The organism is Streptomyces sp. NBC_00310, from assembly GCF_036208085.1.
Taxonomy (GTDB): domain Bacteria; phylum Actinomycetota; class Actinomycetes; order Streptomycetales; family Streptomycetaceae; genus Streptomyces.
In genome coordinates this window covers 1,724,278-1,748,556 of the sequence record NZ_CP130714.1, presented here as the reverse complement: position 1 = coordinate 1,748,556, position 24,279 = coordinate 1,724,278, and the positions used below count along the sequence as shown (strand labels likewise).

General features: G+C 70.3%; 21 protein-coding genes and 3 pseudogenes. 7 read left to right on the top strand and 17 right to left on the bottom strand.

Annotation, left to right across the window (positions count from 1 at the left end; all coding sequences use genetic code 11):
* Positions 1 to 34 precede the first annotated feature (34 nt).
* Positions 35 to 469 (bottom strand): Hsp20/alpha crystallin family protein, encoded by a 435-nt coding sequence (locus OG202_RS07690; protein WP_327730836.1) that lies wholly within the window; start codon positions 467 to 469, stop codon positions 35 to 37.
* A 130-nt stretch (positions 470 to 599) separates the two neighbouring features.
* Between OG202_RS07690 and OG202_RS07685 the strand changes: the two genes are divergently transcribed.
* Positions 600 to 1,292: a type III effector protein gene (locus OG202_RS07685; protein WP_327730837.1), complete on the top strand. Its 693-nt coding sequence runs from the start codon at positions 600 to 602 to the stop codon at positions 1,290 to 1,292.
* A 160-nt stretch (positions 1,293 to 1,452) separates the two neighbouring features.
* Here OG202_RS07685 and OG202_RS07680 read toward each other — a convergent pair whose 3' ends face one another.
* Both OG202_RS07680 and OG202_RS46465 read right to left on the bottom strand, forming a co-directional pair.
* Positions 1,453 to 1,713 (bottom strand): DUF6480 family protein, encoded by a 261-nt coding sequence (locus OG202_RS07680; RefSeq protein WP_327730838.1) that lies wholly within the window; start codon positions 1,711 to 1,713, stop codon positions 1,453 to 1,455.
* Between the two features lie 119 nt (positions 1,714 to 1,832).
* Positions 1,833 to 1,946 (bottom strand): annotated as a pseudogene (locus tag OG202_RS46465) (CBS domain-containing protein); the annotation flags it as partial.
* A 501-nt stretch (positions 1,947 to 2,447) separates the two neighbouring features.
* Here OG202_RS46465 and OG202_RS07670 point away from each other — a divergent pair.
* Positions 2,448 to 3,185: a VOC family protein gene (locus OG202_RS07670; RefSeq protein ID WP_327730839.1), complete on the top strand. Its 738-nt coding sequence runs from the start codon at positions 2,448 to 2,450 to the stop codon at positions 3,183 to 3,185.
* Between the two features lie 147 nt (positions 3,186 to 3,332).
* Here the strand turns inward: OG202_RS07670 and OG202_RS07665 are convergent, their stop codons facing one another.
* A complete protein-coding gene (locus OG202_RS07665) occupies positions 3,333 to 3,713 on the bottom strand; it encodes a hypothetical protein (RefSeq protein ID WP_327730840.1) in 381 nt (126 codons plus the stop codon).
* A gap of 193 nt (positions 3,714 to 3,906) precedes the next feature.
* Entirely contained in the window at positions 3,907 to 4,317 is a 411-nt protein-coding gene (locus tag OG202_RS07660) for a hypothetical protein (protein WP_326584441.1), read from the bottom strand.
* Positions 4,318 to 4,909: 592 nt separating this feature from the next.
* On the opposite strand from OG202_RS07660, the gene OG202_RS07655 reads away from it, so the two are divergent.
* From OG202_RS07655 to OG202_RS07645, 3 genes are all read left to right on the top strand, one after another.
* Complete coding sequence (locus OG202_RS07655) at positions 4,910 to 5,923, top strand: winged helix-turn-helix domain-containing protein (protein ID WP_327730841.1); 1,014 nt, start codon at positions 4,910 to 4,912, stop codon at positions 5,921 to 5,923.
* A 289-nt stretch (positions 5,924 to 6,212) separates the two neighbouring features.
* Positions 6,213 to 7,253, top strand: a complete 1,041-nt coding sequence (locus OG202_RS07650; protein WP_326584443.1) for a vWA domain-containing protein — start codon at positions 6,213 to 6,215, stop codon at positions 7,251 to 7,253.
* A 546-nt stretch (positions 7,254 to 7,799) separates the two neighbouring features.
* Entirely contained in the window at positions 7,800 to 8,633 is an 834-nt protein-coding gene (locus tag OG202_RS07645) for a PIG-L family deacetylase (protein WP_326584444.1), read from the top strand.
* A gap of 92 nt (positions 8,634 to 8,725) precedes the next feature.
* On the opposite strand, the pseudogene OG202_RS07640 reads toward OG202_RS07645, so the two are convergent.
* From OG202_RS07640 to OG202_RS07610, 7 genes and pseudogenes are all read right to left on the bottom strand, one after another.
* Positions 8,726 to 9,109: pseudogene (locus tag OG202_RS07640) on the bottom strand (XdhC family protein); the annotation flags it as partial.
* Between the two features lie 64 nt (positions 9,110 to 9,173).
* Positions 9,174 to 11,378 (bottom strand): annotated as a pseudogene (locus OG202_RS07635) (xanthine dehydrogenase family protein molybdopterin-binding subunit).
* Complete coding sequence (locus tag OG202_RS07630) at positions 11,375 to 12,355, bottom strand: FAD binding domain-containing protein (RefSeq protein WP_327730842.1); 981 nt, start codon at positions 12,353 to 12,355, stop codon at positions 11,375 to 11,377. The pseudogene OG202_RS07635 and the gene OG202_RS07630 overlap by 4 nt, the downstream one beginning before the upstream one ends.
* A 6-nt stretch (positions 12,356 to 12,361) precedes the next feature.
* Positions 12,362 to 13,015 carry a (2Fe-2S)-binding protein gene (locus tag OG202_RS07625; protein ID WP_327730843.1) on the bottom strand — a complete coding sequence of 218 codons (654 nt, stop codon included), beginning with the start codon at positions 13,013 to 13,015 and terminating at the stop codon, positions 12,362 to 12,364.
* 176 nt (positions 13,016 to 13,191) lie between these two features.
* A complete protein-coding gene (locus OG202_RS07620) occupies positions 13,192 to 13,815 on the bottom strand; it encodes a flavodoxin (RefSeq protein WP_326584448.1) in 624 nt (207 codons plus the stop codon).
* Positions 13,816 to 13,928: 113 nt separating this feature from the next.
* Positions 13,929 to 14,915: an aldo/keto reductase gene (locus OG202_RS07615; RefSeq protein WP_326584449.1), complete on the bottom strand. Its 987-nt coding sequence runs from the start codon at positions 14,913 to 14,915 to the stop codon at positions 13,929 to 13,931.
* A gap of 124 nt (positions 14,916 to 15,039) precedes the next feature.
* Positions 15,040 to 15,891: an aldo/keto reductase gene (locus OG202_RS07610; RefSeq protein WP_326584450.1), complete on the bottom strand. Its 852-nt coding sequence runs from the start codon at positions 15,889 to 15,891 to the stop codon at positions 15,040 to 15,042.
* 425 nt (positions 15,892 to 16,316) lie between these two features.
* Between OG202_RS07610 and OG202_RS07605 the strand changes: the two genes are divergently transcribed.
* Positions 16,317 to 17,234 (top strand): helix-turn-helix transcriptional regulator, encoded by a 918-nt coding sequence (locus tag OG202_RS07605; protein ID WP_326584451.1) that lies wholly within the window; start codon positions 16,317 to 16,319, stop codon positions 17,232 to 17,234.
* A 134-nt stretch (positions 17,235 to 17,368) separates the two neighbouring features.
* Here the strand turns inward: OG202_RS07605 and OG202_RS07600 are convergent, their stop codons facing one another.
* The 3 genes from OG202_RS07600 to OG202_RS07590 all read right to left on the bottom strand — a co-directional run bounded on the left by OG202_RS07600 (position 17,369) and on the right by OG202_RS07590 (position 21,490).
* Positions 17,369 to 18,793, bottom strand: coding sequence for a WD40 repeat domain-containing protein (locus tag OG202_RS07600; protein ID WP_405961829.1), 1,425 nt, complete (start codon positions 18,791 to 18,793; stop codon positions 17,369 to 17,371).
* On the bottom strand, positions 18,771 to 20,618 hold the full coding sequence (locus tag OG202_RS07595) for a helix-turn-helix domain-containing protein (RefSeq protein ID WP_327730845.1): 1,848 nt from the start codon (positions 20,616 to 20,618) through the stop codon (positions 18,771 to 18,773). The genes OG202_RS07600 and OG202_RS07595 overlap by 23 nt, the downstream gene beginning before the upstream one ends.
* 251 nt (positions 20,619 to 20,869) lie before the next feature.
* Positions 20,870 to 21,490, bottom strand: a complete 621-nt coding sequence (locus OG202_RS07590) for a hypothetical protein (protein ID WP_327730846.1) — start codon at positions 21,488 to 21,490, stop codon at positions 20,870 to 20,872.
* Positions 21,491 to 21,801: 311 nt separating this feature from the next.
* Here OG202_RS07590 and OG202_RS07585 point away from each other — a divergent pair, with 311 nt between their 5' ends.
* Positions 21,802 to 22,782: a sensor histidine kinase gene (locus OG202_RS07585; RefSeq protein WP_327730847.1), complete on the top strand. Its 981-nt coding sequence runs from the start codon at positions 21,802 to 21,804 to the stop codon at positions 22,780 to 22,782.
* Positions 22,783 to 22,928: 146 nt separating this feature from the next.
* On the opposite strand, the gene OG202_RS07580 is transcribed toward OG202_RS07585, so the two are convergent.
* Both OG202_RS07580 and OG202_RS07575 read right to left on the bottom strand, forming a co-directional pair.
* The gene (locus OG202_RS07580) at positions 22,929 to 23,375 is read right to left on the bottom strand and encodes a GNAT family N-acetyltransferase (protein ID WP_405892811.1); all 447 of its coding nucleotides are present in this window, start codon (positions 23,373 to 23,375) and stop codon (positions 22,929 to 22,931) included.
* 20 nt (positions 23,376 to 23,395) lie between these two features.
* Positions 23,396 to 23,926: a hypothetical protein gene (locus tag OG202_RS07575; protein ID WP_328222537.1), complete on the bottom strand. Its 531-nt coding sequence runs from the start codon at positions 23,924 to 23,926 to the stop codon at positions 23,396 to 23,398.
* Between the last annotated feature and the right edge of the window lie 353 nt (positions 23,927 to 24,279).

Here is a 24,279-nt window from a genome sequence, read left to right as displayed (position 1 = left end):
CGGGCCGTCCCCCGTCTCCGGCACGGCTGAGTACTCAGCCGCTGATCTCCCTGTGCGCGGCACCGCCGCCGATGGCGACCTTGCGGGGCTTGGCGCGCTCGGCGATCGGGATCCGCAGGGTCAGCACCCCCGCCTCGTAGTCCGCCTTGATGCGCTCGGTGTCGAGGGTGTCGGCCAGCACGAGCTGGCGGGAGAAGACGCCCAGGGGCCGCTCGGAGAGCTCCATCTGCACGTCGTCCGCCTTGGTGACGGGCCGTCGCTCGGCCTTGACGGTCAGCATGTTCCGCTCGACGTCGATGTCGATCGCGTCCGTGGAGACGCCGGGCAGGTCGAGGGCGATCACGTACTCCTCGCCCTCGCGGTAGGCGTCCATCGGCATCGCCGACGGCCGCGACCAGGTGCCGGTCGTGTTCAGCAGCTGCTGGGTCAGGCGATCGAGCTCACGGAACGGGTCGGTGCGCATCAACATCGTGAAACACCTCCAGTTGTTCGGGTCAGGCACGTTCCTGCCAATGCGGTTCACCTGTCTTCGTTGTAACATGTCATCGAAACGATGACAAGTGGAAAGTCATCAAGGCGATGACAGTGTCGGAGGCTCCATGACCACCGCCGATCAGCCCAGCCCCAACCCCAGCCCGCGGGGTCTCACCCCCACGTCCTTTCTCGCTGCCGCGGCGCTGAACACGATCCACGAGGCCCTGCGCACCGCTCGGACCTCGGACGACGGACAGCGGCCCGAACCCGAACCGGCCGGCTCGCAGCAGGCACTCGCCGCGCTCCTGCTGCTCCGCGAAGTGCGCGATCAGCTCGCCGAATGGGAACCGGGCCTGATCGAAGAAGCCCGGCACGCGGGCGCCAGCTGGGCCGACCTCGCCCACCCCCTCGGCGTGTCCAGCCGACAGGCCGCCGAACGCCGCTACCTGCGCGTACGTCCCGGAAGCCCGGGTTCCACGGGCGAAGAGCGGGTGCAGGCCACCCGCGACCGCCGCGCCGCCGACCGCACCGTCACCACCTGGGCTCGCGCCAACGCCGCGGACCTGCGCCAGCTCGCGGGCCAGATCACCGCGCTCGCCGACCTTCCCGCAGCCGCCCGCACCCCGCTCGTCGAACTCACCGCCGCCCTCGCCGCCGACGACGCCGCCGCCCTCGTCGGACCCCTGACGGACACGCACACGCATCTGGCGTCCGGGCACCCCGACCTCGCGGCGCGCGTGGACGACGTCGCCCGCCACGCCGACCGACTCCGCCGACACAGCGGTGACCAACGCCGAGGGAAGCCGCCCACGCCCTGAGCAGGGGAGAGCAGGGGCGGTGGCGGCATGGCCGAGGCCCTGGGTGTCGGTGTCGGTGGCGGGATGGCCGAGGACCGTACCGTCGCCTCGATCCATGTCCCGTCCGGCAGCCATCGTTCCGACGACGCCCCGCAGAGGCTTCCGGGGTGTGGAGGATGCGTCACAGCATCAGGGACACCGCCATGCCGATGAGTCCGATCGCTATCAACGCCACCACCGCCATGATCAGGACGAGGGGCATCGGCCCCCATCCCTTGCGCAGTTCGGGCGGCTCCGGATGGGAGATTCCGTACGTCCCTCCTTCGGCGGGCGGGGTCTCACCGGGGGGCACACCGCCATGTGCTTCGACTCCCGGGGTTCGTCGCGGTGGGCGGTCGGGAGCTCCCGGGGTGGGCCGGGGGTCGGGATCAGGAGTCGTCATGGCGCACGCTCCCTTCGGGGCTCAGCTGCTGGTGCCGGTATTCAGTGGGATGGCATTCCGTGGGATGGCATTCGGTGGGATGGCCCGATCCGCTCGGGGGATCCCGTGGGCGAGCCGCGTCACTTGTTGGGCCTCGTGGAGCCGATGTCGCCGAGAGCCGACTCGGGGTCACGCTCGATGGCCAGGTCGCCGAGGGAGACGATGCCCACCGCGTGCTGCCCCTCGTCGACGACAACCGCCACCGAGTTCCGCGGCTCGACGGCCACCGGGGCGCTCGTCATGACGTCGCCGACATGCCGAGTCATGGGAACCATCCCTCCGTGGAGTGGACGGCACTTTCACCGCCGCTCGGCCTCCCGAGTACCCATAACCGAAAAACCCCACGCAATCGCCAGGCCTGGACGGCGATCAGGTGATCAGGTGATCAGGTGATCAGGAGCGGCGATGCCCACGCGGTGTCCGGGAGCGCGCGCCCAGGATGCCGGCGTTCAGCGCCAGGCCCCAGCCGCGGCGGTCGTCCTCGATCAGAGGGCCGTCGGTGGCCACGACGCTCGCCTGCTGCCTTTCCAGTCCGGATCAGGTATCGCGTCATACAGGGGCTCCCTCGGTCGGTGGCCTCCTTGGGCCGTCACTCACCCTGCGAGAACGCCTCGGCCGGGGCGGAAGTGTTCTGCTGTGCTCAGGGGGGCGGCAGCCCGGCTCCGGCGCTGGGAATGGTCCGTAAGGTACGCGGAATGACGCTGCAACTTGTTCAGGTGAACTTCAAGGCCCGGGACGACTCGGCGCTCGGCCGGTTCTGGGCGGAGGCGCTCGGCTGGGATGTTTCCAGCGAAGGGCCCGGCGTCACCAACCTGGAACCCGTGGGCTTCGACTGGCCGGACCCGTCCGCCGTCTGCATCGATCTCGTCCGCGTCCCGGACCCGGAGACGGTGAAGTACCGCGTGCGCATCGAGCTCGCCACCACCTCCGACGCCCATCAGGCCGAGTTGGTCGCACGTCTGAAGGAGCTCGGGGCGACGCCCGCCGATGTGGGCCAGGGCGACGCGCCGTGGACGGTGATGGCCGACCCGGAAGGCAACGTGTTCAGCGTCCTGGAGCCCCGGGAGCTCTACCGGGACACCGGGCCGATAGCCGCCGTGGTCGTCGACTGCGCCGACCCACGGGCCATGGTCCGGTTCTGGGGCGAGGCAATCGACTGGACCGTCCACGAGCTGACCGACGACCGCGCCCTGCTGCGCTCCGTCAAGGGCGTCGGGCCGTACCTGGAGTTCCGCCGTACGCCCGACGACGAGGTCGTATGGAACCGCGTCCATCTCGACGTGATGTCCGACCCCGTCAAGGATCAGGCGAGCGAGGTCGCCCGGCTCGAAGGCCTCGGCGCGGTACGGGCCGACGTGGGTCAGGGCGACGTCTCCTGGGTCGTCCTGGCCGACCCCGTGGGCAACGAGTTCTGCGTCCTCGGCCGGGGCTGACACGGAAATCCGTCCGGCACCAGCTCGCCGCACATCCTGGTCGGCGTCATCCTGATCCGGCTCCCGGCAGCGCGCGGTCCACTGAGTCGGCCGTGGCCGGCTGCCGCACCGGTTCGGGGTGGTCCTTCGGTGCGGCAGCCCCTGATGTCACGAGGGGTAGCAGCCGCGCACTGGGTCCGTCTCGCTGTAGATGGCGGTGTCCTTCATCCAGCCGTACTGGCCGTTGTCGGCGACGGTCCTGAGCCAGCGCGTCGGGTGCGGCCCGCCCACGTAAGCCTGTCCGTCCACCTTGCAGTAGAACCAACTCGGATTGGAGTACATGGCGCCGACGACGTGGTCGGGGTTGGGATACAGGCGGCTGTTCCCTATCGATCCGTACACCGGGGCTCCGGAGACGTTCTCACACCAGTACCTGTTGCCGTCGGCGTGCGGCCAACAGCCGGCGGCGGCGGACGCGGACGGCGACGCGACGGTCGTGCCGATCGCCGCGGCCAGGCCGGCAGTGGCGACAAGCCATCGAAACCTCATGTGAACGTTCCTTTCCCTATCAGGATGTGTGTGTTCCTGGTTCGTGGGTCGTGGTTCCGTCGTGGTTCCGTCGAGGCTCAGCCGCGGATCTGGCGCCCCCACTCGCCGTACGCATGGGCCGTGTTGACGCCGGTGGTCGTGACGCGGTTCGCCCGGTCGTCGCAGACGCGGTACCGGTGTGTCCTGCCGTGCGTCAGGAGGGGCACTGGCGGATCTGCTGCTTCCAGACGTCGGGGTTTCCCGTGTTCAGGTACCAGTCGTTGACGTAGCCCGAGCGGCTGTTGGGAAGCTCGATGGACATCCAGTAGCGGTAGTTGGGGTTGTCGTAGGCCCCGTCGCCGAGCTTCCAGCAGGACAGACCGACCTCGTTGCCGTTGTACAGCCTGCTGTAGGCGGCCTCGATGGAGTCGTAGCCGTAGCCGGGGCCCCGGCGCACCAACAGATACGAGCCGGGGTCAATGCCGGTGACCGTGGTGCAGGGAATCCAGCTGCCGGATCTCTCGCACTGGTGGATCGCGGCGTTCGCAGGCGCAGCCGTTCCCAGGAGCGCCGCCACGGCGGCGACCGCCGTGGTCGCGGTGGCCGGCATCTTCCTGCGTCCCATGCTCATATCAGGTGTGCCCTTTCGCTTCGGTCCAGTCCTGCACCGAAGCCTGCCGACCCGCGAGGCGAATCCGCGCCCCCTTTCGGTCAGGGCCGAAAGCCGGTGGTTCCGGCCGCCCGCGGCTACAACGGCCGCCGCACCGAGCATGCGCAATTTCCTCACCACTGGCCTCCTGACAAAGGGGATGCCCCTGTACGACCCTGGGAGGGCCGCTCCGCCGACCGGGCTGACCACCGGACGAGCAGTGCGTTCGCAGCTGTTGATCGAGGGGGACGACGGGATGAAGACACGCCTGCTTTCCGGCGTGAACCGGGTGCCGGACACGAGCGAAGGCCTCCGGGCGGCCCGAATCGGAGACGACCGCCCGCCGGAGTGAAGGCCGCGTCCGGGCCGACCGCTGCCGGACCCCACCGACCGGAGCTCCGCTCCCGGGAGTCCGCAACAGGCTGTCCGTCGCCACGCCCGCCCTGCGGGCGGTGACGCCGCTGTCCGTCCGCGCGATCCGTTCCGCACGGCGACGGGCAGCCCGCGTCATCCAGGACACCTGCCGGACGGCGTGTCCCGACACCGACCCACACACGGGGGAGACAACGTGCTGCGCATTCACTTCACCGACGGGGACCTGGCCCGCGTCCATCTGGCCCGGGAGCCCGACCCGGTCTGGGAGACCCTGCTGGGTCTGCACCAGCTGACCGCGCCACGGCGCGGACTGCCGGTCTTCGCCCCCTGGCGGCGCGACGCCCGCGCCAGACTGGCCGAGGGGCACCTGGCGGGCCCGGTGCGGATGCTCTCCACCCTGGCCCCCGCCTCGGCGGGCTACTGGCCCGACTTCCTGACCCCCGGCGCCTCGGCCGATGGCCTGGAGACCGCGCTCAAAGCACTGCGGGCCACCCCCAAGCCGCGGCTACGCCAGGAGATGGACCGGCTGTCCGAGACCCACCCCCTGCCGGGCTGGGCACACCGTCTCGCCGGGGGCGAGCCGCACCGGATGGAGGAGGTCGCGACGGCGTTCCGTCTGGTGCACCGCACGATCATCACACCTGACTGGACCGGGGCGGCCAGGACCACGGAGGCCGACCGGGCCCTGCGGACACGCGTCCTGCGCGATCGCGGTGTGCACGGACTGCTGGACTCCTTCCGTCCGCTGATGGACTGGCGGCCGCCCGTGCTGCATGTGCGCTACCCGGAAGACCGGGATCTCCACCTCGGCGGACGCGGCCTGCGGCTGATCCCCTCCCACTTCTGCTGGAGGACCCCCATCGCCCTGGCCGACCCCTCCCTGCCCCAAGTCCTGGCCTACCCCGTCACCCACCCCCCGGTCTGGGCACCGCCCGTCACCCGCGACCGCCGTCCCGAAGCCCTGGCCACCCTGCTCGGCCGGACCCGCGCACGCGTGCTGGCCGCCCTGAACACCACCGCGACCACCGGAGAAGTCGCCCGACGCCTCAACATCTCCGCGCCCTCGGCGAGCGAACACATCACCGCCCTGCGCGAGGTCAGCCTCGCGCACAGCCGGCGCACCGGCTCCCAGGTCGTACACACCCTCACCCCGCTGGGCACCGCGCTGCTCCGCGGCGAACTCCCGCCGCACCACCCGGCGGCCTGAGGGCGATGGAGAGACGGACCCGCCGCGCGGCAGCCGCTCCTGGCGCTCGCGTGCGGCTGCTTCCGCCGCTTGGCGGCGTCGGGCGTCCTCGGCGCGGCGGGCGAGGGCGGCATCCCGGTGGGGTTGCCCATCGCGGCGGAAGCCGTCTTCGGCCCCCTGCCAACTCCAGTACACCGGAAGGCCGGCGCACCCCTTCGTCCGGGTCCGGGAGCCAAGATCGATTGTCAGTGGTGGGTGAGACGGTAGGAGCATCGAGCCGGAAAGAGTTCGGAAAGAGGGGGAGCTTGTCATGTCCGGAAGCCAGAACTACATCAATCACGTTGCTCTCGTGCTGGATGCCAGTTCGTCCATGTCGCACCTGAGCCGCAAGGTCGTCGAAGTCGCCGACCAGCAGATCGCGTACCTTGCCCGCCGGTCGGGGGAACTGGACCAGGAGACCCGCGTCACGGTGTACGTCTTCGCGGACAAGGTCGAGTGCGTCATCTACGACAAGGACGTGCTGCGGATGCCGTCGCTGAAGACGCTGTATCGGGCCGGTGGCATGACTGCTCTGCTGGCGGCCGCACTGAAGTCACAGCGGGAGCTGGCGCAGACGGCTCAACTGTACGGCGACCACAGCTTCCTGACGTTCGTCCTGACCGACGGGCAGGAGAACGCAAGTCATCGCTGCCCGGACGCCCCTGTCAGGGATCCGCGTGAACTGGTCAAGGCCGTGGCCGAGATGATCGCGACACAGGAGGACAACTGGACGCTGGCCGTCCTTGTGCCGGACCAGATGGGCAAGCGCGAAGCCATGCAGTGCGGTTTCCCGAAGGACAACATCGCCATCTGGGACGCCACGAGCACGCAGGGTCTGGAGGAGGCCGGGCAGGTCATCCGGCAGGCCACCGAGAACTTCATGGTGGGCCGTACCCAGGGCATCCGGGGGTCGCGGGCGGTGTTCTCCACCGGCGCGGAGGCGGTCAACGAGGACACCATCAAGGCGGCCGGCCTCACCCCGGTGGATCCGTCGGGGTACCAGCTGATCCCGGTGGCCCGTGACGCGGCGATCCGGGACTGGGTCGTCGAATGCGGGCACACCTACCGCACCGGTGGTGCGTTCTACCAGCTGAGCAAGTCGGAGAAGGTCCAGGCGAGGAAGCAGATCGCGGTGCTGGAGAAGAAGACGGACCGGGTGTACACGGGGCCCGAGGCCCGGGCCCTGCTCGGCCTGCCGAACACGGAAGTCCGCGTCAAGCCGGACCACAACGACGACTTCACGATCTTCGTGCAGAGCACCAGCGTGAACCGCAAGCTCGTACCGAACACGCGGCTGTTGCTGATGCTCTGACGCCTTACTGGAGTACGCGTTCGATGCGCTGCGGCTGTCCGGGACCGGCACGACCGGCTGGCCGTACCCCGGGGGGACGCTGAATGCCACGCTGGTGGAACCCGAACCGGTGGAACCCGAACCGGTGGAAGCCGGCTCGACATCGCCCGCGACGCCTCCGGCCGGTGTCGGCGGCACGGGCGCGGCGGCCTCGGGCGACGCGTGAGGAGCACCGGCGGAGCGAGCGGATCCGTGATGATCGGCGCGGACGCGGACGCGGACGCGGACGCGGACGCGGGCAGCGGAGAGCGGCCGGCGCTGGGCGTGCTGACGCGGGACCGCTGTCGGCCGACGGCGTCCCGATGGACAGGCTGTATCCGCCGGCACGTCGGCACTGGCCGAACGGGGCGGTGATGACCTGCTCAGGCGGTGGCTCGGGGGTGCGGTCCATCATGCGCGAACGCATCGCGCTGGAATGTTTCCCTCATCGTGGTGTTTTGAGAGGCGACTGCTCATACGCCTGCCGCGGACTCGGACCGAGGCCTTTTCACACAGGAGGACTGTTTTATGAATGACCGGCCCTTGACGCTCATGGCGGTACACGCCCACCCCGACGATGAGGCCACAGGAACAGGAGGTGTCCTCGCCCGGTACGCGGCGGAGGGCATGCGCACGGTCCTCGTGACGTGCACCGACGGCGGTTGCGGTGACGGACCGGGGGGTCTCAAGCCGGGCGATCCCGGGCACGATCCGGCGGCCGTCGCCCTGCTGCGGCGTCAAGAACTCGAGGCGAGCTGCGAAGTCCTGAAGGTCAGTCATCTGGAGATGCTGGACTACGCCGACTCCGGGATGATGGGCTGGCCGACCAATGACGCCCCCGGCTCCTTCTGGCAGACACCCGTGGAGGAGGGCGCTGCCCGACTCGCGGAACTCCTGCGGCGCTACCAGCCCGATGTGGTCGTCACCTACGACGAGAACGGCTTCTATGGCCACCCCGACCACATCCAGGCCAACCGCATCACGATGGCGGCGCTGGCCATGACCGCGCTGACACCGAAGGTGTACTGGACGACGGCGCCTCGCTCGATGATGCAGCGGTTCGGCGAGGTCATGCGCGAGTTCGGTGCGGACGAGCAGGAGCCGGATCCCGCCGAGGCCGCCGCGATGGCCGAGATCGGACTCCCCGACGAGGAGATCACCACCTGGGTGGACACCACCGCGTTCGGCGGCCAGAAATTCGATGCGCTGGCCGCGCACGCCAGTCAGGGTGAGAACATCTTCTTCCTGAGGATGGGCCAGGAGAGGTTCACCGGGTTGATGGGCGTCGAGACCTTCGTACGTGTCCAGGACACCACCGGCGCGGCCGTGCCCGAGAGGGACCTCTTCGCCGGACTGCGCTGATCCGCCCCTCGGGGGCAGAGAGCTCATGGCCCGTACGGTTCGACCGGGCGTGCTCGCACACCCGGTCGGCAGTCTCCTCCAGGGCGCTGCCGACGGGCCACGGCGGCGGGCCGGCCGGACGTCATCTCGTCGAGGGCCGAGGTGAGGTCACGACGGCCGGTGGGGTCGATCCGCTGCACCAGGACGTCCAGTTCGCCGCCGCAAGTCAGGCCGACGGCGAAGGCGTCGTCGTCGGAGTAGCCGAACCGTGCCCGGGTCGCGGGCTCGTTCGACTCGAGTACCTGTCGGCACAGCTCGTAGACGGCGCCCTCCACGCAGCCTCCGGACACGCTGCCGACCACGGTGCCATCGGCGTCCACGGCCAGCGCGCTGCCGACGGGCAGTGGTGCGCTGCCGCTGACCTGGATCACGGTGGCGAGGGCGAAGGGGCGGGCCTCGTGGCACCAGGTGCGCAGCGTGTCCGCGATGTTCAGCATGGGTGGGATCTCCAGGAAGGGCGGCCTGTGCGGCGGTGCTGTGCACCGCCGCACAGGGCTCGGCTCACAGCAGGGACTCGGCCGTGATCGGCAGGTCACGGACCCGGCGGCCGGTGGCGTGGAAGACCGCGTTGGCGATGGCGGGTGCCACGCCCACCAGGACCACCTCCCCGAGGCCCTTGACGCCGAGGGGGTCGGCCTCGTCGTCCCGGCCGTCGACGTAGATCGCCTTCAGGTCGGGGACGTCCGCGTTGACCGGGACCAGGTAGTCGGCGAGGTCGGCGTTGACGATCCGGCCGTCACGGTGGTCGGTGACCGTGTGTTCCAGCAGGGCCATGCCGATCCCGCCGGTCATCGCGCCGATGGCCTGGCTGTCGGCCAGCTTCGGACTGATGATCCGGCCCGCGTCGAAGACACCGAGCATGCGCCGCACCCGGACCAGTCCCAGGCGGGCGTCCACGGCGACCTCGGCGAACACCGCGCCGTACGCGTACATCGAGGACCGCGACTGGCCCGGGGTCCAGGAGCCCATGACCTCCAGGGACTCGCGCTTGTTGCGGGTGAGGAGCTGCCGGTACGTCTCCCCGCGGGCGGGGTCGGTCCTCACCTGCAGCCGGCCACCCCGTACGACGACGTCCTCGGTATCGGCGCCGTACAACGGTGAGTCCTCGTCCCCGACGGCGAGTTCGATGGCCTGCTGCCGCAGTGCGTCGCAGCCGTCCTAGACGGTCGACCCGACGCTGGCCATGGTCAGCGAGCCGCCGTGGAGCGGGGCCGTGGGCATGTTCGTGTCGCCCAGCCGGAAGGTGACGTTGCGCACCGTGAGGCCGAGGGCGTCGGCCGCGACCTGCGTCATGGAGGTGTAGGTGCCGGGGCCCATGTCGCTGGTCGAGGACTCGACCAGGGCGGTGCCGTCGGCGTCCAGGCGCACCGAGGCCCGGCCCGGCGCCCGCAGGGTGTCGTAGAGCGCTGTCGCCATGCCGGTGCCGATCAGCCAGTCGCCGTCGCGGGTCGAGCGGGGCTTCGGGTTGCGGCGGTTCCAGCCGAACTCCCGGGCGCCCACGGTGTAGCACTCCCGCAGTCGCCTGGTGGAGAACGGTCGCCCGCTCGACTGGTCGTTCTCGGGTTCGTTGCGCCGCCGCAGCTCGATGGGGTCGATACCGAGCTCGTGCGCGAGCTCGTCCATCGCGCTCTCGACGGGGAAGACGGCACTGGAGTACCCGGGCCCGCGCATCGGGGTCGGGGTGTTCACGTCCAGCGGCACCGTCCGGTGCGTCTGGCTGACGTGGGGCGTGGTGTAGAGCATCTGTCCCGGAACGAGGACACCGCGCTCGGTGAACGTCTCGTAGCGTGACGTCTCCGCGCGCAGGTCGTGGGTCATCGCCGTCAGCCGCCCGCGGCGGTCACTGCCCAGGCGCACCTTGTACGCGTACGACGGCCGGAAGCCCACCCCGAAGTAGAGCTGCCCGCGGGTGAGGACGAGCTTGACCGGGCGGCCCGTCTCACGGGCGGCGAGAGCGGCGACGGTGATGTGCGGCCAGGCCCGCGCGGCGTTGCCGAACGCGCCGCCGACGAACGGTGAGACGACGCGGATGTTCTCCGCCGGGATGCCGAAGTTGGCGGCGACTTCGTCCCGTGGGCTCTGCACCCACTGGGTCTTGTCCCACAGCGTGAGCCGCTCACCGTCCCAGCGGGCGACGGTGGCGTGGAGCTCCATCGCGTTGTGGTGGTTGCGGGCCGTCCGGTAGGTCATCTCCAGCCGTACGGGGGCGTCGCGCAGGGCCGTCTCCGCGTCGCCGCGCGCGTAGGTGCGGGGTTCCCCCGCCGCCGGGGCGTCCGTCAGATCGGTGACCGGCCGCTCGGCCTCGTAGGCGATCTCCACCAGGCTCGCCGCGTGCTGGGCGGCCTCCAGGGTGGTGGCGACGACGACGGCGACCGGCTGGCCGTGGAAGTGGACCCGGTCGTCCTGGAAGACGCGCAGCCGCTCGCCCGGAAGGTTGAGCGATCCCGCGTTGGGCCCGTACGGCAGCTTGGGGGCGTTGCGGTGGTGGATCACCTTCAGGACGCCGGGCTGGGCCTCGGCGGCGCGGGTGTCGATGGCGGTGATGCGGCCCCGGCCGATGCTGCTGTCGACCACGACGGCGTGCACGACGCTCTTGGGTCCATCAGGTTCGTGATCGGCGGCGTACTTCGCCTGCCCGGTGACCTTCAGGCGCCCGTCCACCCGGGAGAGCGGTGCGCCGACGGCTGCCTGCGGCTGGGGGCTCATGTGTGGTCTCCTACGATGCGCAGCTGGCGTTCGACGGTGCGTTTGAGCAGCTCGACCTTGAAGCGGTTGTGCTCCAACGGCCGGGCCCCGTCCGCAGCCGACGCGGCTGCTCGGGTCCAGAGACGTTCCGAGGGGCGTTCGCCGATGAGGGCTCGTTCGACCGCCGAGAGCTTCCACGGCACGGTGCCCACGCCGCCGGCCGCCACCAGGGCCTCACGGATCACACCGCCACGGACCTGCAGGGCGACGGCGGCGGAGGTGAGGGCGAACTCGTAGGACTGCCGGTCCCGCACTTTCAGATAGCCGGACTTCAGCGGGCGCGGGTGGGCCGGGATCTCCACATCGGTGATCAACTCGCCCTTCCGCAGGGCCTGTTCGTGGTTCGGTGTGCTGCCGGGCCGGAGCAGGAAGTCGGCGAAGGCGACGGTGCGCCGCCCGTCCGGGCCGAGCAGACGCACCCGTGCCTCCAGGGCGGCGAAGGCGACGGCCACGTCGGAGGGATGGGTGGCGACGCAGGCGTCGGAGGTGCCCAGGATCGCGTGGGTGCGGTTGACGCCTTCCAGTGCGGCGCAGCCCGAGCCGGGCTCGCGCTTGTTGCAGTCGGCGGTCACGTCCCGGAAGTACGTGCACCGGGTGCGCTGCATGATGTTGCCGCCGATGGTGGCCATGTTGCGCAGCTGGGCGGAGGCGCTCAGCTCCAGCGCCTGCGAGACGACCGGATACAGCGTGCGCACCTTGCGGTGGGCGGCGGCCTCGCTCATGGTCACCAGCGCGCCGATGCGCAGACCGCCCCGTTCGGTGACGGTGACCTCGTCCAACGGCAGCCCGCTGATGTCGACGAGGGTTTCCGGGCGCTCGACGGTCTCGCGCATCAGGTCGACCAGAGTGGTCCCGCCCGCGATGTAACGGCCGCCACGACGACCGGCGTCGAGGGCTTCCCGGGTGTCGGACGCCTTGGTGAAGGAGAAGGGGTACATGGGCACTCACTTCCGACCGGCTTGTTCGACCGCGCGCACGATCTTCACGTAACACCCGCAGCGGCAGATGTTGCCGCTCATCCACTCCCGGATCTCCTCCGGGGAACCGGTGTGGCCCTCCCGCAGGCAGCCGACGCCCGAGACGATCTGGCCGGGCGTGCAGTAGCCGCACTGGAAGGCGTCCTGGTCGATGAACGCCTGCTGCAGCGGATGGAGTTCGTCTCCGTCGGCGAGGCCCTCGATGGTGGTGACCTCGGCCCCCTCCAGACGAACGGCCAGCGTCAGGCAGGAGTTGACCCGGCGTCCGTCGACCAGGACCGTACAGGCCCCGCAGGCACCGGCGTTGCAGCCCTTCTTCGAGCCGGTCAGGCCGAGGTGCTCGCGCAGCAGGTCCAGCAGCGAGGTGCGGTTGTCGACCGTGACGGTGTGCCGCTCGCCGTTGACGGTCATCGAGACGCGGCTGCCGGGCGCCGCATCGAGGGCGGTGGCCTCTTCGGCGGTGGCCTCCTCGGCGCCCAGCAGCGACGGACCCGCGACCAGACCGCCCGCCGCGATGACACCGCCCGCCGCGGAGGTCGTCGCGATGAACGTACGGCGTGAGGGTGTGGACGCGGCCCGGGTGGGGGGAGACGTGGCTGACTCGGGGGTTTCGGTGGACATGCTCACTCTCTCTGCACGGGGAACGTGGGGGATTCCCCCAGCCTGGCGGGACAACTGGCCCTGTGGCAGGCCGTGTTGTGCCGTGGAGCGGCCAGCCGGGGTGTGTCAGGGCCCCTCACCCACCTGTCCCACCGGCCACGGCACTGTCAGACTGAACCTTTTGGGAAAGGGGTCGGTCAGTCCCGGAGCAGGCCTGTGCGGCGCAGCCACGCCCGGACTTCGGCATCGGCGTTCCGGACCTCCTCGCCACGCACCGCGAGCCCTTCCCCGATGGTCGCGCCCGGGCAGGACGCGGCGTAGTCGCGCTCGGTGGTGCCCAGTCCGCTCATCGCGTACGTCGTGACCGGATGGACCGTCCTGCCGCGGAAGCCGTACCTCTCGGCGAAGGTCGACATGATCATGGGTGCCCGGACGTTCCAGATGGGGCCGGCCAGCAGCACCACGTCGTAACGCTCGATCGAGGCCGGGGGGTCGGCGATCGCGGGCCGGGAGTCGGCCTCCTGCTCGCGGAGGTTGCGGGCGACCGTCTCGTCGTAGTCGTCGGAGTAGGGGGCGACGGCTTCGATGCGGTGCGTGTCGCAGTCGATGTGGTCGCTGATCATCCGGGCGAGGACCTCGGTGTTGCCGATCCTGAGGTCCGTACGCCCGCCGTAGTAGTAGTTCTCGCCCGGCCGGGAGAAGTACGCCAGCAGGACCCGGCTCCCGGGTGAGGCCGTCGGGGCAGCTCGCTCGCCTGCCCCCGGCGCCGTGCCGCTCGACCGTGACGGGGAGCCGCAGCCGGTGAGCTGTACGCCGGTCATGACGGTGGCTCCTCCCAGAAGTACGCCACGAAGGAGCGCGCGTCGCCCCGGCGCGGCGGGTTCGCCCGGCCCGGCGCCGAGTCGTCCGGCGCCGGGCCGCCCCATGGACGGGTTCAGCGATTGATCCATCGCTGCATCTGTTCCGGGTAGCGGTCGCCGCTGACGTCGACCCGGTCGGCCGCCTCGGTGATCTCCTCCAGCTCCTGCGGGGTGAGTTCGACGTCGACCGCGCCCGCGTTCTCCCGCAGGCGATGGATCTTCGTGGTGCCGGGGATCGGCACGATCCAGGGGTGCTGGGCCAGCAGCCAGGCCAGCGCGATCTGGGCGTTGGTGGTGCCCTTGCGCGCGGCGACGGCCGACAGCAGGTCGACGAGGGCCTGGTCGGCGGCGCGGGCCTCCTCGGTGAACCGGGGCAGGCTGCCTCGCAGGTCGGAGTCGCCGAAGGACGTGGTGCTGGAGATCGCGCCGGTCAGGAAGCCCTTGCCCAGGGGGCTGAACGGGACGAATCCGATGCCCAGTTCGAGCAGCGTGGGCAGGATCCGCTCCTCGGGCTCGCGCCACCACAGGGAGTACTCGCTCTGCAGCGCCGTGACCGGCTGTACGGCGTGGGCGCGGCGGATGACGTCCACCCCGGCCTCGGACAGGCCGAAGTGCTTGACCTTGCCGGCCTCCACGAGTCCCTTCACCGCGCCGGCGACCTCTTCGATCGGCACGTCGGGGTCGACGCGGTGCTGGTAGAGCAGGTCGATGCTGTCCACGCCCAGTCGGCGCAGGGAGTCCTCCACCGTCGACCGGATGTGCTCGGGACGGCTGTCCAGGCCGGTGGACCGGGAGCCGTCGAAGGAGAAGCCGAACTTGGTGGCGATGACGACGTCGTCGCGAACGGGTGCCAGGGCCCGCCCGACGAGTTCTTCGTTGGTGAACGGGCCGTAGACCTGGGCGGTGTCGAAGAAGGTGACGCCCTGGTCGACGGCGGCGCGGATGAGGGCGATGCCGTCCTGGTCGTCGACTGCCGGGCCGTAGCCGTGGCTGAGCCCCATGCAGCCCAGTCCGATCGCGGAGACCTTCGGTCCGCTGTGGCCGAGAGTGCGGGTGATCAAGGCATTTCTCCTCATGACGTACGGGCTGTGTTCCAGGCCGCGGTGTGGCGTCGGAGCGGATGTCCCGTGCTCGCGTGCCCTGGGCATCCGCGTCCGCTCTGTCGTCGGGTGCGCGGCGACCGGCTCAGGCGTCCAGGCGCCGTGCGCTGAGCCAGCTGACCATCTGGGGGTCGTGGTGGTCGAAGAACAGGCTCGCCCCGGTTTCCAGGGTGGCGATGGCCGCCATCTGGTCGTCGGTGAGCTCGAAGTCGAAGATGTCGAAGTTCTCCGCCATACGCTCGGCACGGACCGACTTGGGGATCGCCACGACACCCCGCTGGGTCAGCCAGCGGAGCACGACCTGCGCCACGGACTTGCCGTGCTTCTCGCCGATGCCGCTCAGGACCGGGTTGGTGAAGAGGTCGTTCTTGCCCTCGGCGAAGCCGCCCCATGACTGGATCTGGACGCCGTGCTCGCGCATGAGTTCCTGGTCGGCGGTGCGCTGGAAGAACGGGTGGGTCTCGATCTGGTTGACCGCCGGGGTGATCTCGTTGTTGATGATCAGGTCCAGGAGCCGGTCCGGGTAGAAGTTGGCGACGCCGATCGCCCTGGCCAGGCCCTCCCGGTTCAGTTGCTCCATGGCGCGCCACTGGCCGTACACGTCGCCGTAGGGCTGGTGCATCAGATACAGGTCGAGGTGGTCCAGGCCGAGCTTGGTCAGCGAGGTCTCGAAGGCGCGCTTGGTGTTCTCCTCGCCGGGCGCGTCCTGGACCCACAGCTTGGTGGTGACGAACAGTTCCTCGCGCGGGATGCCGGCGGCCTTGATGGCGCGGCCGACGGCCTCCTCGTTCTGGTAGGCGGCGGCCGTGTCCAGCAGCCGGTAGCCGGCCGCGAGGGCCTCGGTGACGGCCTGCTCGGTCTGTTCCGCCGGGATCTGGAAGACACCGAAACCGAGGACCGGCATCTCGACGCCGTTGTTCAGGGTGACGTTCTGCATGGGATTTCTCTCTGTACTGGACGGGTGGGGCCGTGGCGGCGATCAGTAGACGGATGTTCGGGCCCGGCGACGACATCGGTCCGTTCGGCGGGGACCTGCTTCAGCGGGAGCGCCGTCAGGGCCGGCACGGCCGGCGCGCCGCCGACGCCGACGGGCACCCTCACCTTCACCGGGCGACGGGGCCCATGAAGACGAAGGCGGACGGGGACAAGGAACGATCTCCTGCACGGGGAACCAGGTACTGAGAGCGCGGTTCGTGACCGCCCACTGACGCCTGCGCGGGAACCAGGTACTGACACAAAGAGAGCCTCGCGCCTTTTCCCGTTCTGTGGCAGGCCGGGATGTGCCAGGGAGTGGTGTTCAGGGGTGTGACAGGACCCCCCACACGCCTGCCGCGCAGGTCAGCGCGGTGTGACACTGGAGCCATGGCATCCGAGCAGAGCACCGGCAGGAGCGCCGACATGGAACTGGGCCGGTTCCTGCGCGCGCGTCGCACCCAGACCAGCCCCGACCAGGTCGGCCTCACCGTGGGCCCCGGACTGCGCCGCACCCCTGGCCTGCGCCGCGAGGAACTGGCCACGCTCTCCGGCATCAGCATCGACTACTACGTCCGGCTGGAACGCGGCAAGGAGACCCGCCCCAGCCCCTCCGTGCTGGACGCCCTCGCCCGTGCCCTGCGCCTCGACGACGCGGAGCACCAGCACCTGCGCGAGCTCGCCGCCCGAGCCGCGCGGTACGCTCCCGAACCGGCGCCGCCGCCCAGCCGCACCGTGCGCCCGCATCTGACAGTGGTCCTGGAGACCCTGCGGCCGAGCCCGGCCTACGTCGTCAGCCGCAGCATGGACCTGCTCGCCTGGAACCCCGGCGGCCTGGCCCTGTACGCGGGCCTCGCGGACTGGCCCGCCACCCAGCGCAACCTCGCCCGCTACCTGTTCCTCCACCCCACCGCCCGCACCCTCTTCCCCGACTGGGACAACCAGGTCCGCGCCTGTGTCGCCCGGCTCCGAGCCCTGGCCGGCATGGATCCGGACGCCCCCGATCTCACCAACCTGGTGGGTGAACTCCTGCTCAAGAGCCCCGACTTCGCCAAGCTGTGGGAGCGCTACGACGTCGTCGGGCGCAAGAAGATCCAGAAGACCTTCCACCACCCCCAGGTCGGCATCCTCACCCTCAACGGCCAGGGCATGCATCTCGAGGGCACCCCCGGCCAGCGCCTCGGCGTCTACACCGCCGAACCCGGCAGCCCCGACCACGACACGATGCTCCTGCTCGACATGACCGGGCCCCAGTCCACCGACCACCGGAACACGAACGCCGAGCACCAGGCGGGCCCCCGGTCCTGACCGACACGATGGCGCCGGGGGCCAGGCGGACGACCCGGACCGTCGGCTCCCCGGAACGGGACCGGTACGGGACCGGTGGGGGGAAGGCCGGGCGAGGTCGCGCAGGTGCCCGCCGCCTCAGCGGTCACCTGGGTTCAGGTGCAGAGCGCATCGCCGGGGTAGTCGGTCATGAGCGTGGGCCAGTGGTGGGTCGTGCTGGCCTGACAGATGCGTTGGGTGATCTGTCGGGTCTCGAGGATCCATGAACGCCTCTCGCCCCCGCCGATGGCCGCGAGGGTGTGACCGTCAGGGCTGACTGCCAGGGCGCTGACGCCGCCGTCCGTTCCGCCGGAGATGACGGCCGTAACGCGTCGTGTCCTGACATTCCACAGGCGCAGCGTGCGGTCGTGGCTGCCGGTGATCATGGTCTGTCCGTCCCGGGTGAAGGCGAGCGCGGAGACCGCCTGACTGTGACCGCTCAGGGTGGCGCTCACCTCATGCGTGGCGGCATTCCACAGCTTGACCGTCCGGTCTGCGCCGGCGGTGGCGAGGATGCGCCCGTCCGGGCTGAACGCGAGGGCGTGGACGGCGTCGGTGTGCCCGGCGAGCACAGCACCGGCCCGACGGCCGGTGACACTCCACAATCGGGTTGTCCGGTCGCCGCCCGCCGTGGCGAGCGTGTGACCGTCAGGACTGAAGGCCACGGCGAAGACGCCGTCCTCGTGTCCCCTGAACACGGCGGACGTGCGCCGCTCGGCCACATTCCACAGGCGTACGGTCCGGTCGTAGCTGCCGGTGGCGAGGGTACGTCCGTCCGGGCTGAAGGCAGCCGCCAGCACGGTGCTCGTATGGCCGGTGAGGACAGCGGTCTGCCGGTGTGTGGCGGTGTCCCACAGCCGGACGGTGCGGTCGGCGCCAGTGGTGGCGAGCGTGCGGCCGTCCGGGCTGAAGGCCACGGCGTAGGCCACGTTCTCGTGGCCGGTGAGCGTAGCCGTCACCCGCTGTCGCCTGGCGTCCCGCAGTGTGACGGTGCCCGTCGCGGAGGTGGTCGCGAGTGTGCGGCCGTCCGGACTGAAGGCCACCCGCACGGCGCCTTCCATGCCGAGGATGGCGGTTGATTCGCGTATCGCCGTGTTCCACAGGCGCGTCGTGCCGTCGGCGCCGGCGGTTGCCATGGTGCGGCCGTCAGGGCTGAACGTCACCGCGTTCACGGCGGCGTTCTCATAGGCGGGGAGGGTGGCGGTCCGGCGGTGTGTGCGCGGGTTCCACAGCATGATGCGGCCGTCCATACCGGCGGTAGCCAGGGTGCGGCCGTCCGGACCGAAGGCCACCGCTTCCACGGAGCTGTTGTGGCCGCGTAGGACGGCGACGGTTCGCCGCGCCGCGATGCTCCACAGCCGGGTGGTGCTGTCATCGCCGCCCGATGCCAGGGTGCGGCCGTCCGGGGAGAAGGCCAGTGCACCGACGGCGTCGGTGTGCCCGGTGAGAACAGCCGTGGTGCGGCGCGACGCCACGTCCCACACCCGCACGGTGCCATCGGCGCCGGCTGTCGCCGCCCTACGCCCGTCCGGTGACCACATCACCGCCCTGACCGCTCTGTCGTGCCCGGTCAGCGTGGCAGCCGTCCGGCGGGTACATGCCGTAGGCGCTGAGCAGACTGCTGCGAGCCTCCACCGTGGGCGCCTGCCGAAATCCCTTGAGCGCCAACAGCATCGCTGCCTCCGGACGCTGCGACACAAGCGCGTCCGACCGCACCGCGAGTTCCCGGGAAACCGCGACATCGCGCTGGCGCTCCGCCGCTCGCTGTGCCCGCACCGCGCCGACGGTAGTGGTGGCGGTCAACACGAGGAGGACGCTCAGTATCGCCACCGTCTGGCGGCGGCGCCGGGCGCGGCGACCGGCCGCCGTGTGTTCGGCCGCTTGCGCCGCCAGACTGGCCTCCAGGAATTCCTGTTCTCCCGTGGACAGGGACATCCGCGTGAGTTCGGCGGCTGACGCCAGGCGGGTGCCGCGGTAGAGGGCTCCGGGGTCGCGGTCCAGTTCCTGCCAGGTGGTGGCGGCTTCGGTGAGGCGGCGGTGCCGGCGAAGGAGTTCGCGGTCCTCGTCGATCCAGGTGCGCAGCCGGGGCCACGAGGTGATGAGCGCTTCGTGGGCGAGGTCGACGGTGTCGTCATCGAGGGTGACCAGGCGGGCGCGGGCCAACTGGTCCAGGACCAGGGCGGTGTCGGCACCTTCGGGGCCGCTGCCGGCGAATTCGGTGCGGCGGGCGGGGCGACGGGAATCCTGTGCCCCCTCACCAGGTGTGATCAGCCGCAGCAACAGGCGGCGGGCGAGTGCGGCCTGGCCGGACGACAGGTCGGTGTAGACGTGTTCTGCCGTGCCGGCGATGGCACCGAGGACGCCACCGGCGGCCTCGTACGCCTTCAGCGTGAGCGTTTTGCCGCGGCGGCGGCGCCAAGTCTCCAGCAGGGCGTGGGACATCATCGGCAGAGCACCGGGCTGGCCGTCGACTTCGGCGATGACCCGGGCGGTCAGCGCGCGCTCAAGGGTCAGGCCGTCGGCGGCCGCAGGTCTGACGATCGCCTCCCGCAGCTCGTCCGTGCTCATCGGTCTGACCAGTAGATGCGCCCCCTGCAGCGCGTCGGCCAGGGCACGGTGGTCGGCGCAGTGGCCGTAGAAGTCCGCCCGCACCGCGATCACCACCCGCAGCCGGCGGCCTGGATCGAGCGCGCTCAGCAACAGGCCGATGAACCGGTCGTGTTCGGCGGTGTCCTGGCAGAGGGTGAAGACCTCCTCGAACTGGTCCACGACCACCCACGTGTCCGCCTCGCCCGCCACCGGGATGAACGCGTGCGCGTGCGCGGTGGCCGGATATTGACCCGGGGTGAGGATCCTGATGGCCGCAGGACGGTCCTGGGGCGGGCGGTCGCAGCGCAGCGCCGGGATCAGCCCGGCCCGCAGCAGCGACGACTTCCCGCTGCCGGACGTACCGACGACACCCACGAAACGGTGCGCCCCCGCCAACTGGACCAGTTCGGCTATCAGACGGTCACGGCCGAAGAACCGGTCACGGTCGTCCGGCTCGAATCGGGCCAGACCCGAGTACGGCGCCACCGCCCCGTCGTCATGCGGCGGCTGTAAGGACTCGTCCAGCGCCCGTTGCCAGCGCGGTTCCCACTCCTCAGGGTCCCCGCCGCACACCGCTACGTAGGCCAGGACCACCGGGAGCGAGGGCAGCCGCTCTCCTGCGGCGGCCTCGGACAAGGTCGGGGCCGAATACTCGGCACGCTCGGCCATGGCGCGGTAGGTGATCCCGCCGGACTCCTGGCGCAGCGTGCGCAGTTGATGGGCGAAACGCTGGACCGGCCCGGCTTCGGGATCCAGCGGACTCTCACGGCGGCCCATCTTCTGTTTCCCCCCTGCGGCTGACACGACGTTGGTGGTGATCACGAAGGGTCGGCGTACCGACGTCTCCGCGATCTGGACCAACCGTGTAGGACACCGGTGCACCGCCGCCAGACACCGTCGAGCCGATCCGCCTCTCGTGGGGGTACGCCATCAGCATCAGCCACTGCCGAGTCCACCCGGGAGGGACAACCCGATTCCGCTGGGGTCCCATCCCTGGTGGACCTGGTGGACCTGGTGGACCTTGCCTGTCAGAACCTGGTGTTGGTGGCCCAGATCGGACGAACGCTGAGGCTGCCGCCGCTGACCTGGCCGCAGTAGATCACGAAGTTCGAATCCTCCTGCAAAGCCAGCAGCGGGACGAGGCTGCCGCAGTCGTTGGTGGTATTCGTCGCCCACCGGGCGGTCTCACCAGCGGTGTAGAGAACCAGGTTGTCGTCGGGCTGGAACAGCATCCGGGTAGCCCCCGAGCCTCTGGTGTTACTCGCCCACCGCGCCGCGTTGTTCCGCACGTCGTACAACACCAGGTTGCCGTCGGTCTGCATGGACAGCCGGGCGTTGCCGAATCTCCAGCTTCCTCCGCGGTCGAGCCACTGGTACGCGTTACTGAAGTGCACCAGTACCCCGCTGACGTACCCGTCGAAGCTGCTGCCCAGCGGCGGATTGGCTGCCTGCGCCCTCCCGGTGGCGCCGTACCCGATGCTTTCCGCCGACAACGGCCGGCCGTCACGGTCGACCACCTGTATCGCGTCCGCCTTGTCCGTCCCCTCAGCCGAATCAGCCGACGCCGGCTGTGCCGAGGCCGACGGTGCGACAGCCGACACCATCCCGGCCACCATGACGGTGGCAAGGACACCCTTGACGAACTTCACGAAACCTCCCGTTGGCGGTGCGGGTGGCCGATCGGCCCCAGCACACCTTGGCAATGGAATGACAGGCCGGCGCATGCCCCGGCCTCGAACTCCCCGACACGGGGTGAACGCCAGCAACTCCAGTACGCCCAGAGTTGATGGGCAGCCCCTCCCGGCCCACCTATCAATCGCCATGACCGGAGGTAGGGGTGGTGCAGGCGTGCCGTGAGCGCACGAAGCCGGTGTCCACCGCACGGTTGGCAGCCGCCCGCCTCCGGTGATATCCCCGGCGCTGCCTGAGAGGTCCTGGGATTGCGTGTATCGCGGGCATAATGTTCCTGCTGCGCTACGTACCCGACAACTCCCAGGGCCTTCTCGGGATCTCGCCCAACCGCTACCTCCTTGTCCGCACCTTCGCCCCCGCCGCGGCCGTGGCGATGGTCTTCCTGCTCGTGTTCGGCCTCGTCGGGGGATGGATCCTCGCCGGCCGGATGCTCGCACCACTCACACGGATCACGGATGCGGCACGGATGGCCGGAAACGGGTCGCTCTCCCACCGGATCCGCATGACGGGCCGCCAGGACGAATTCCGCGAACTCTCCGACACGTTCGACTCGATGCTCGAACAGCTCGAGTCGCACGTCGCCGAGCAGCAGCGGTTCGCCGCGAACGCCTCCCACGAACTGGGCACCCCGCTGGCGATCTCGCGGGTGCTTCTCGACGTCGCCCGCAAGGACCCCACGCGGGACCCGGGCGAACTCATCGAACGCCTGCACGCTGTCACCACGCGGGCGATCGACCTCACCGAGGCCCTCCTGCTGCTCGGCCGCGGCGATCGAGGAAACCTCACCCGCGAGAGCGTCGACCGCTCCCTCATCGCCGAAGAAGCCGCCGAAACGCTGCTTCCCCTCGCCGAACAGCGCCGGATCACGCTCGAGGTCTCCGGCGGGGCGGCCCGCACCAGCGGCTCGGCGGAGCTCCTGCTGCGGATGGTGACGAACCTCGTCCAGAACGCCATCGTCCACAATCTCCCCGGCGGCAGCACCGTGACGGTCCGCACCGAGGCGCACGGCGGCACGAGCGTGCTGCGGGTCGAGAACACGGGCCGTCGGCTCCCACCAGAACTGGTACCGACCCTCACCGAACCCTTCCGCCGAGGAACGGAACGCGTACGCACCGACCAGCACGCCGGCGTCGGCCTCGGTCTGGCCATCGTGCACAGCATCGTCCGCGCCCACGACGGGGCCCTCGACCTCGTCCCCCGCCCCGTCGGCGGTCTCCTCGTCACGGTCCGGCTTCCCGGCACGCCGTAGGCATCCCCGAGCGGGCCCACGAGCAAGGCCCCGACCTCCGCCGGAGGACATCCGTAGGGGGTATCGAGCGGGCCCACGTCCTCCAGGGGGCCGGCACGGTGGCTGCCGTCAGAGCGTGCCTCCGGCAACGGGCCGACAACCGCACCTCAGTCGACCGACAGGAAGTACCGCCGTTTCTCCTTCGCCCGGGCACCCAGCCGGTCATAGAACCTGATCGCGTCCTCGTTCCACGGTGGAGTCTGCCACTGGACTTGGCTGAGTCCCCGTGCACGTGCTTCGGCCAGCACGGCGTCCACCAGCATCGGGCCGACGCCCAGGCCCCGGTGACCGTCTCGCAGGAACAGGCAGTCCATGTGGAGGTACTCCGTACCGTCCCAGGTGGACAACTCGGGCGCGCACGAGGCGTATCCGATGAGCTCGCCGTCGGCCTGCTCCGCGACGAAGCAGCACAGGCGCGGAGCCGCCGGACCGAAGAGCAGTGGCTCCAGCCGGTGGGGCAGGTCGGCAGGCGGCGGCACCGCCCCCTCGTACGCGGCGTGTTCGGCCGCCAGCCGGGCGATGTGCGGCAGATCGGCGGGGCGCGCATGCCGCACCCGAGGCACCCCGGTGCCCGTCAACGAACCTCGCCTTCCAGCACGTCGCCGCGCCACGCGGTCAGCCGCTCTTCGAGAGCGCCGTCTCCATCCAGCACCTGCCGGCTGAACGAGTCCCGCTCGTGAGCCAGCACCGCCGCTTCCCACACGCAGGGAGCAAGGCCCGACCGGCCGGGCCGCAGCCGGCCGAGGTCCCCGGCAGGCCCGGTGAAGAAGGCGAGGTCGGACATGTACCCCTCGATCCAGGTGTGCACCAGAACGTAGTCACCGTCGCCACCGGCATGCATCAGCAGCACGGAAAGCCCGAGTGAGCCCCGCAGATGAGCCGACGACAGGTGGTCGGCCGCGATCCGCAGCGCGGCCTGTGCGTCCCGGTCCGTCACGGTCCGCCCAGGCGCCTCGATCGCATAGGACTTCACCACGTGCCCGGCAACCTCGGAACTGCCCAACGGGCGTACGGTGCGGGCATGGTGGCTGTCAGCCAGCGCAAGCAACGCGCCCGCGTCAGCAGGTGACAGAGACCGGGCTGCGGCAGATTCAGATGTCGTCACCCGCTCATGATGCATGCTCCCTGGTGGCGCTCGGCAAGGACGTGAGATCCGCCGGACATGCCCTGGTGGCTGGTTTTGAGTTCTCCCATCGGCACGTGAGTCGTGGTCCGTTGCGGATCGCGGGGGATGGGGAGTCGGCGACCCTTGTCGCGAACAACGTCTTCCGGGCGCAGGCGTCCGCCGCACAGGGCTGAGCGGGCAGCAGGGACGCGGTGACCGGCACGGCGGTACCCGAGGGCGCCCGCCGTGAACCGAGCTTCGCGCAGACCTCCGGCCGCTCGCGGCCGATCCGCACCGCGAGGACCGGAGAGTTTTACTGAATGCCATTCGATAAGGTTCCGGTGACGTCGTGC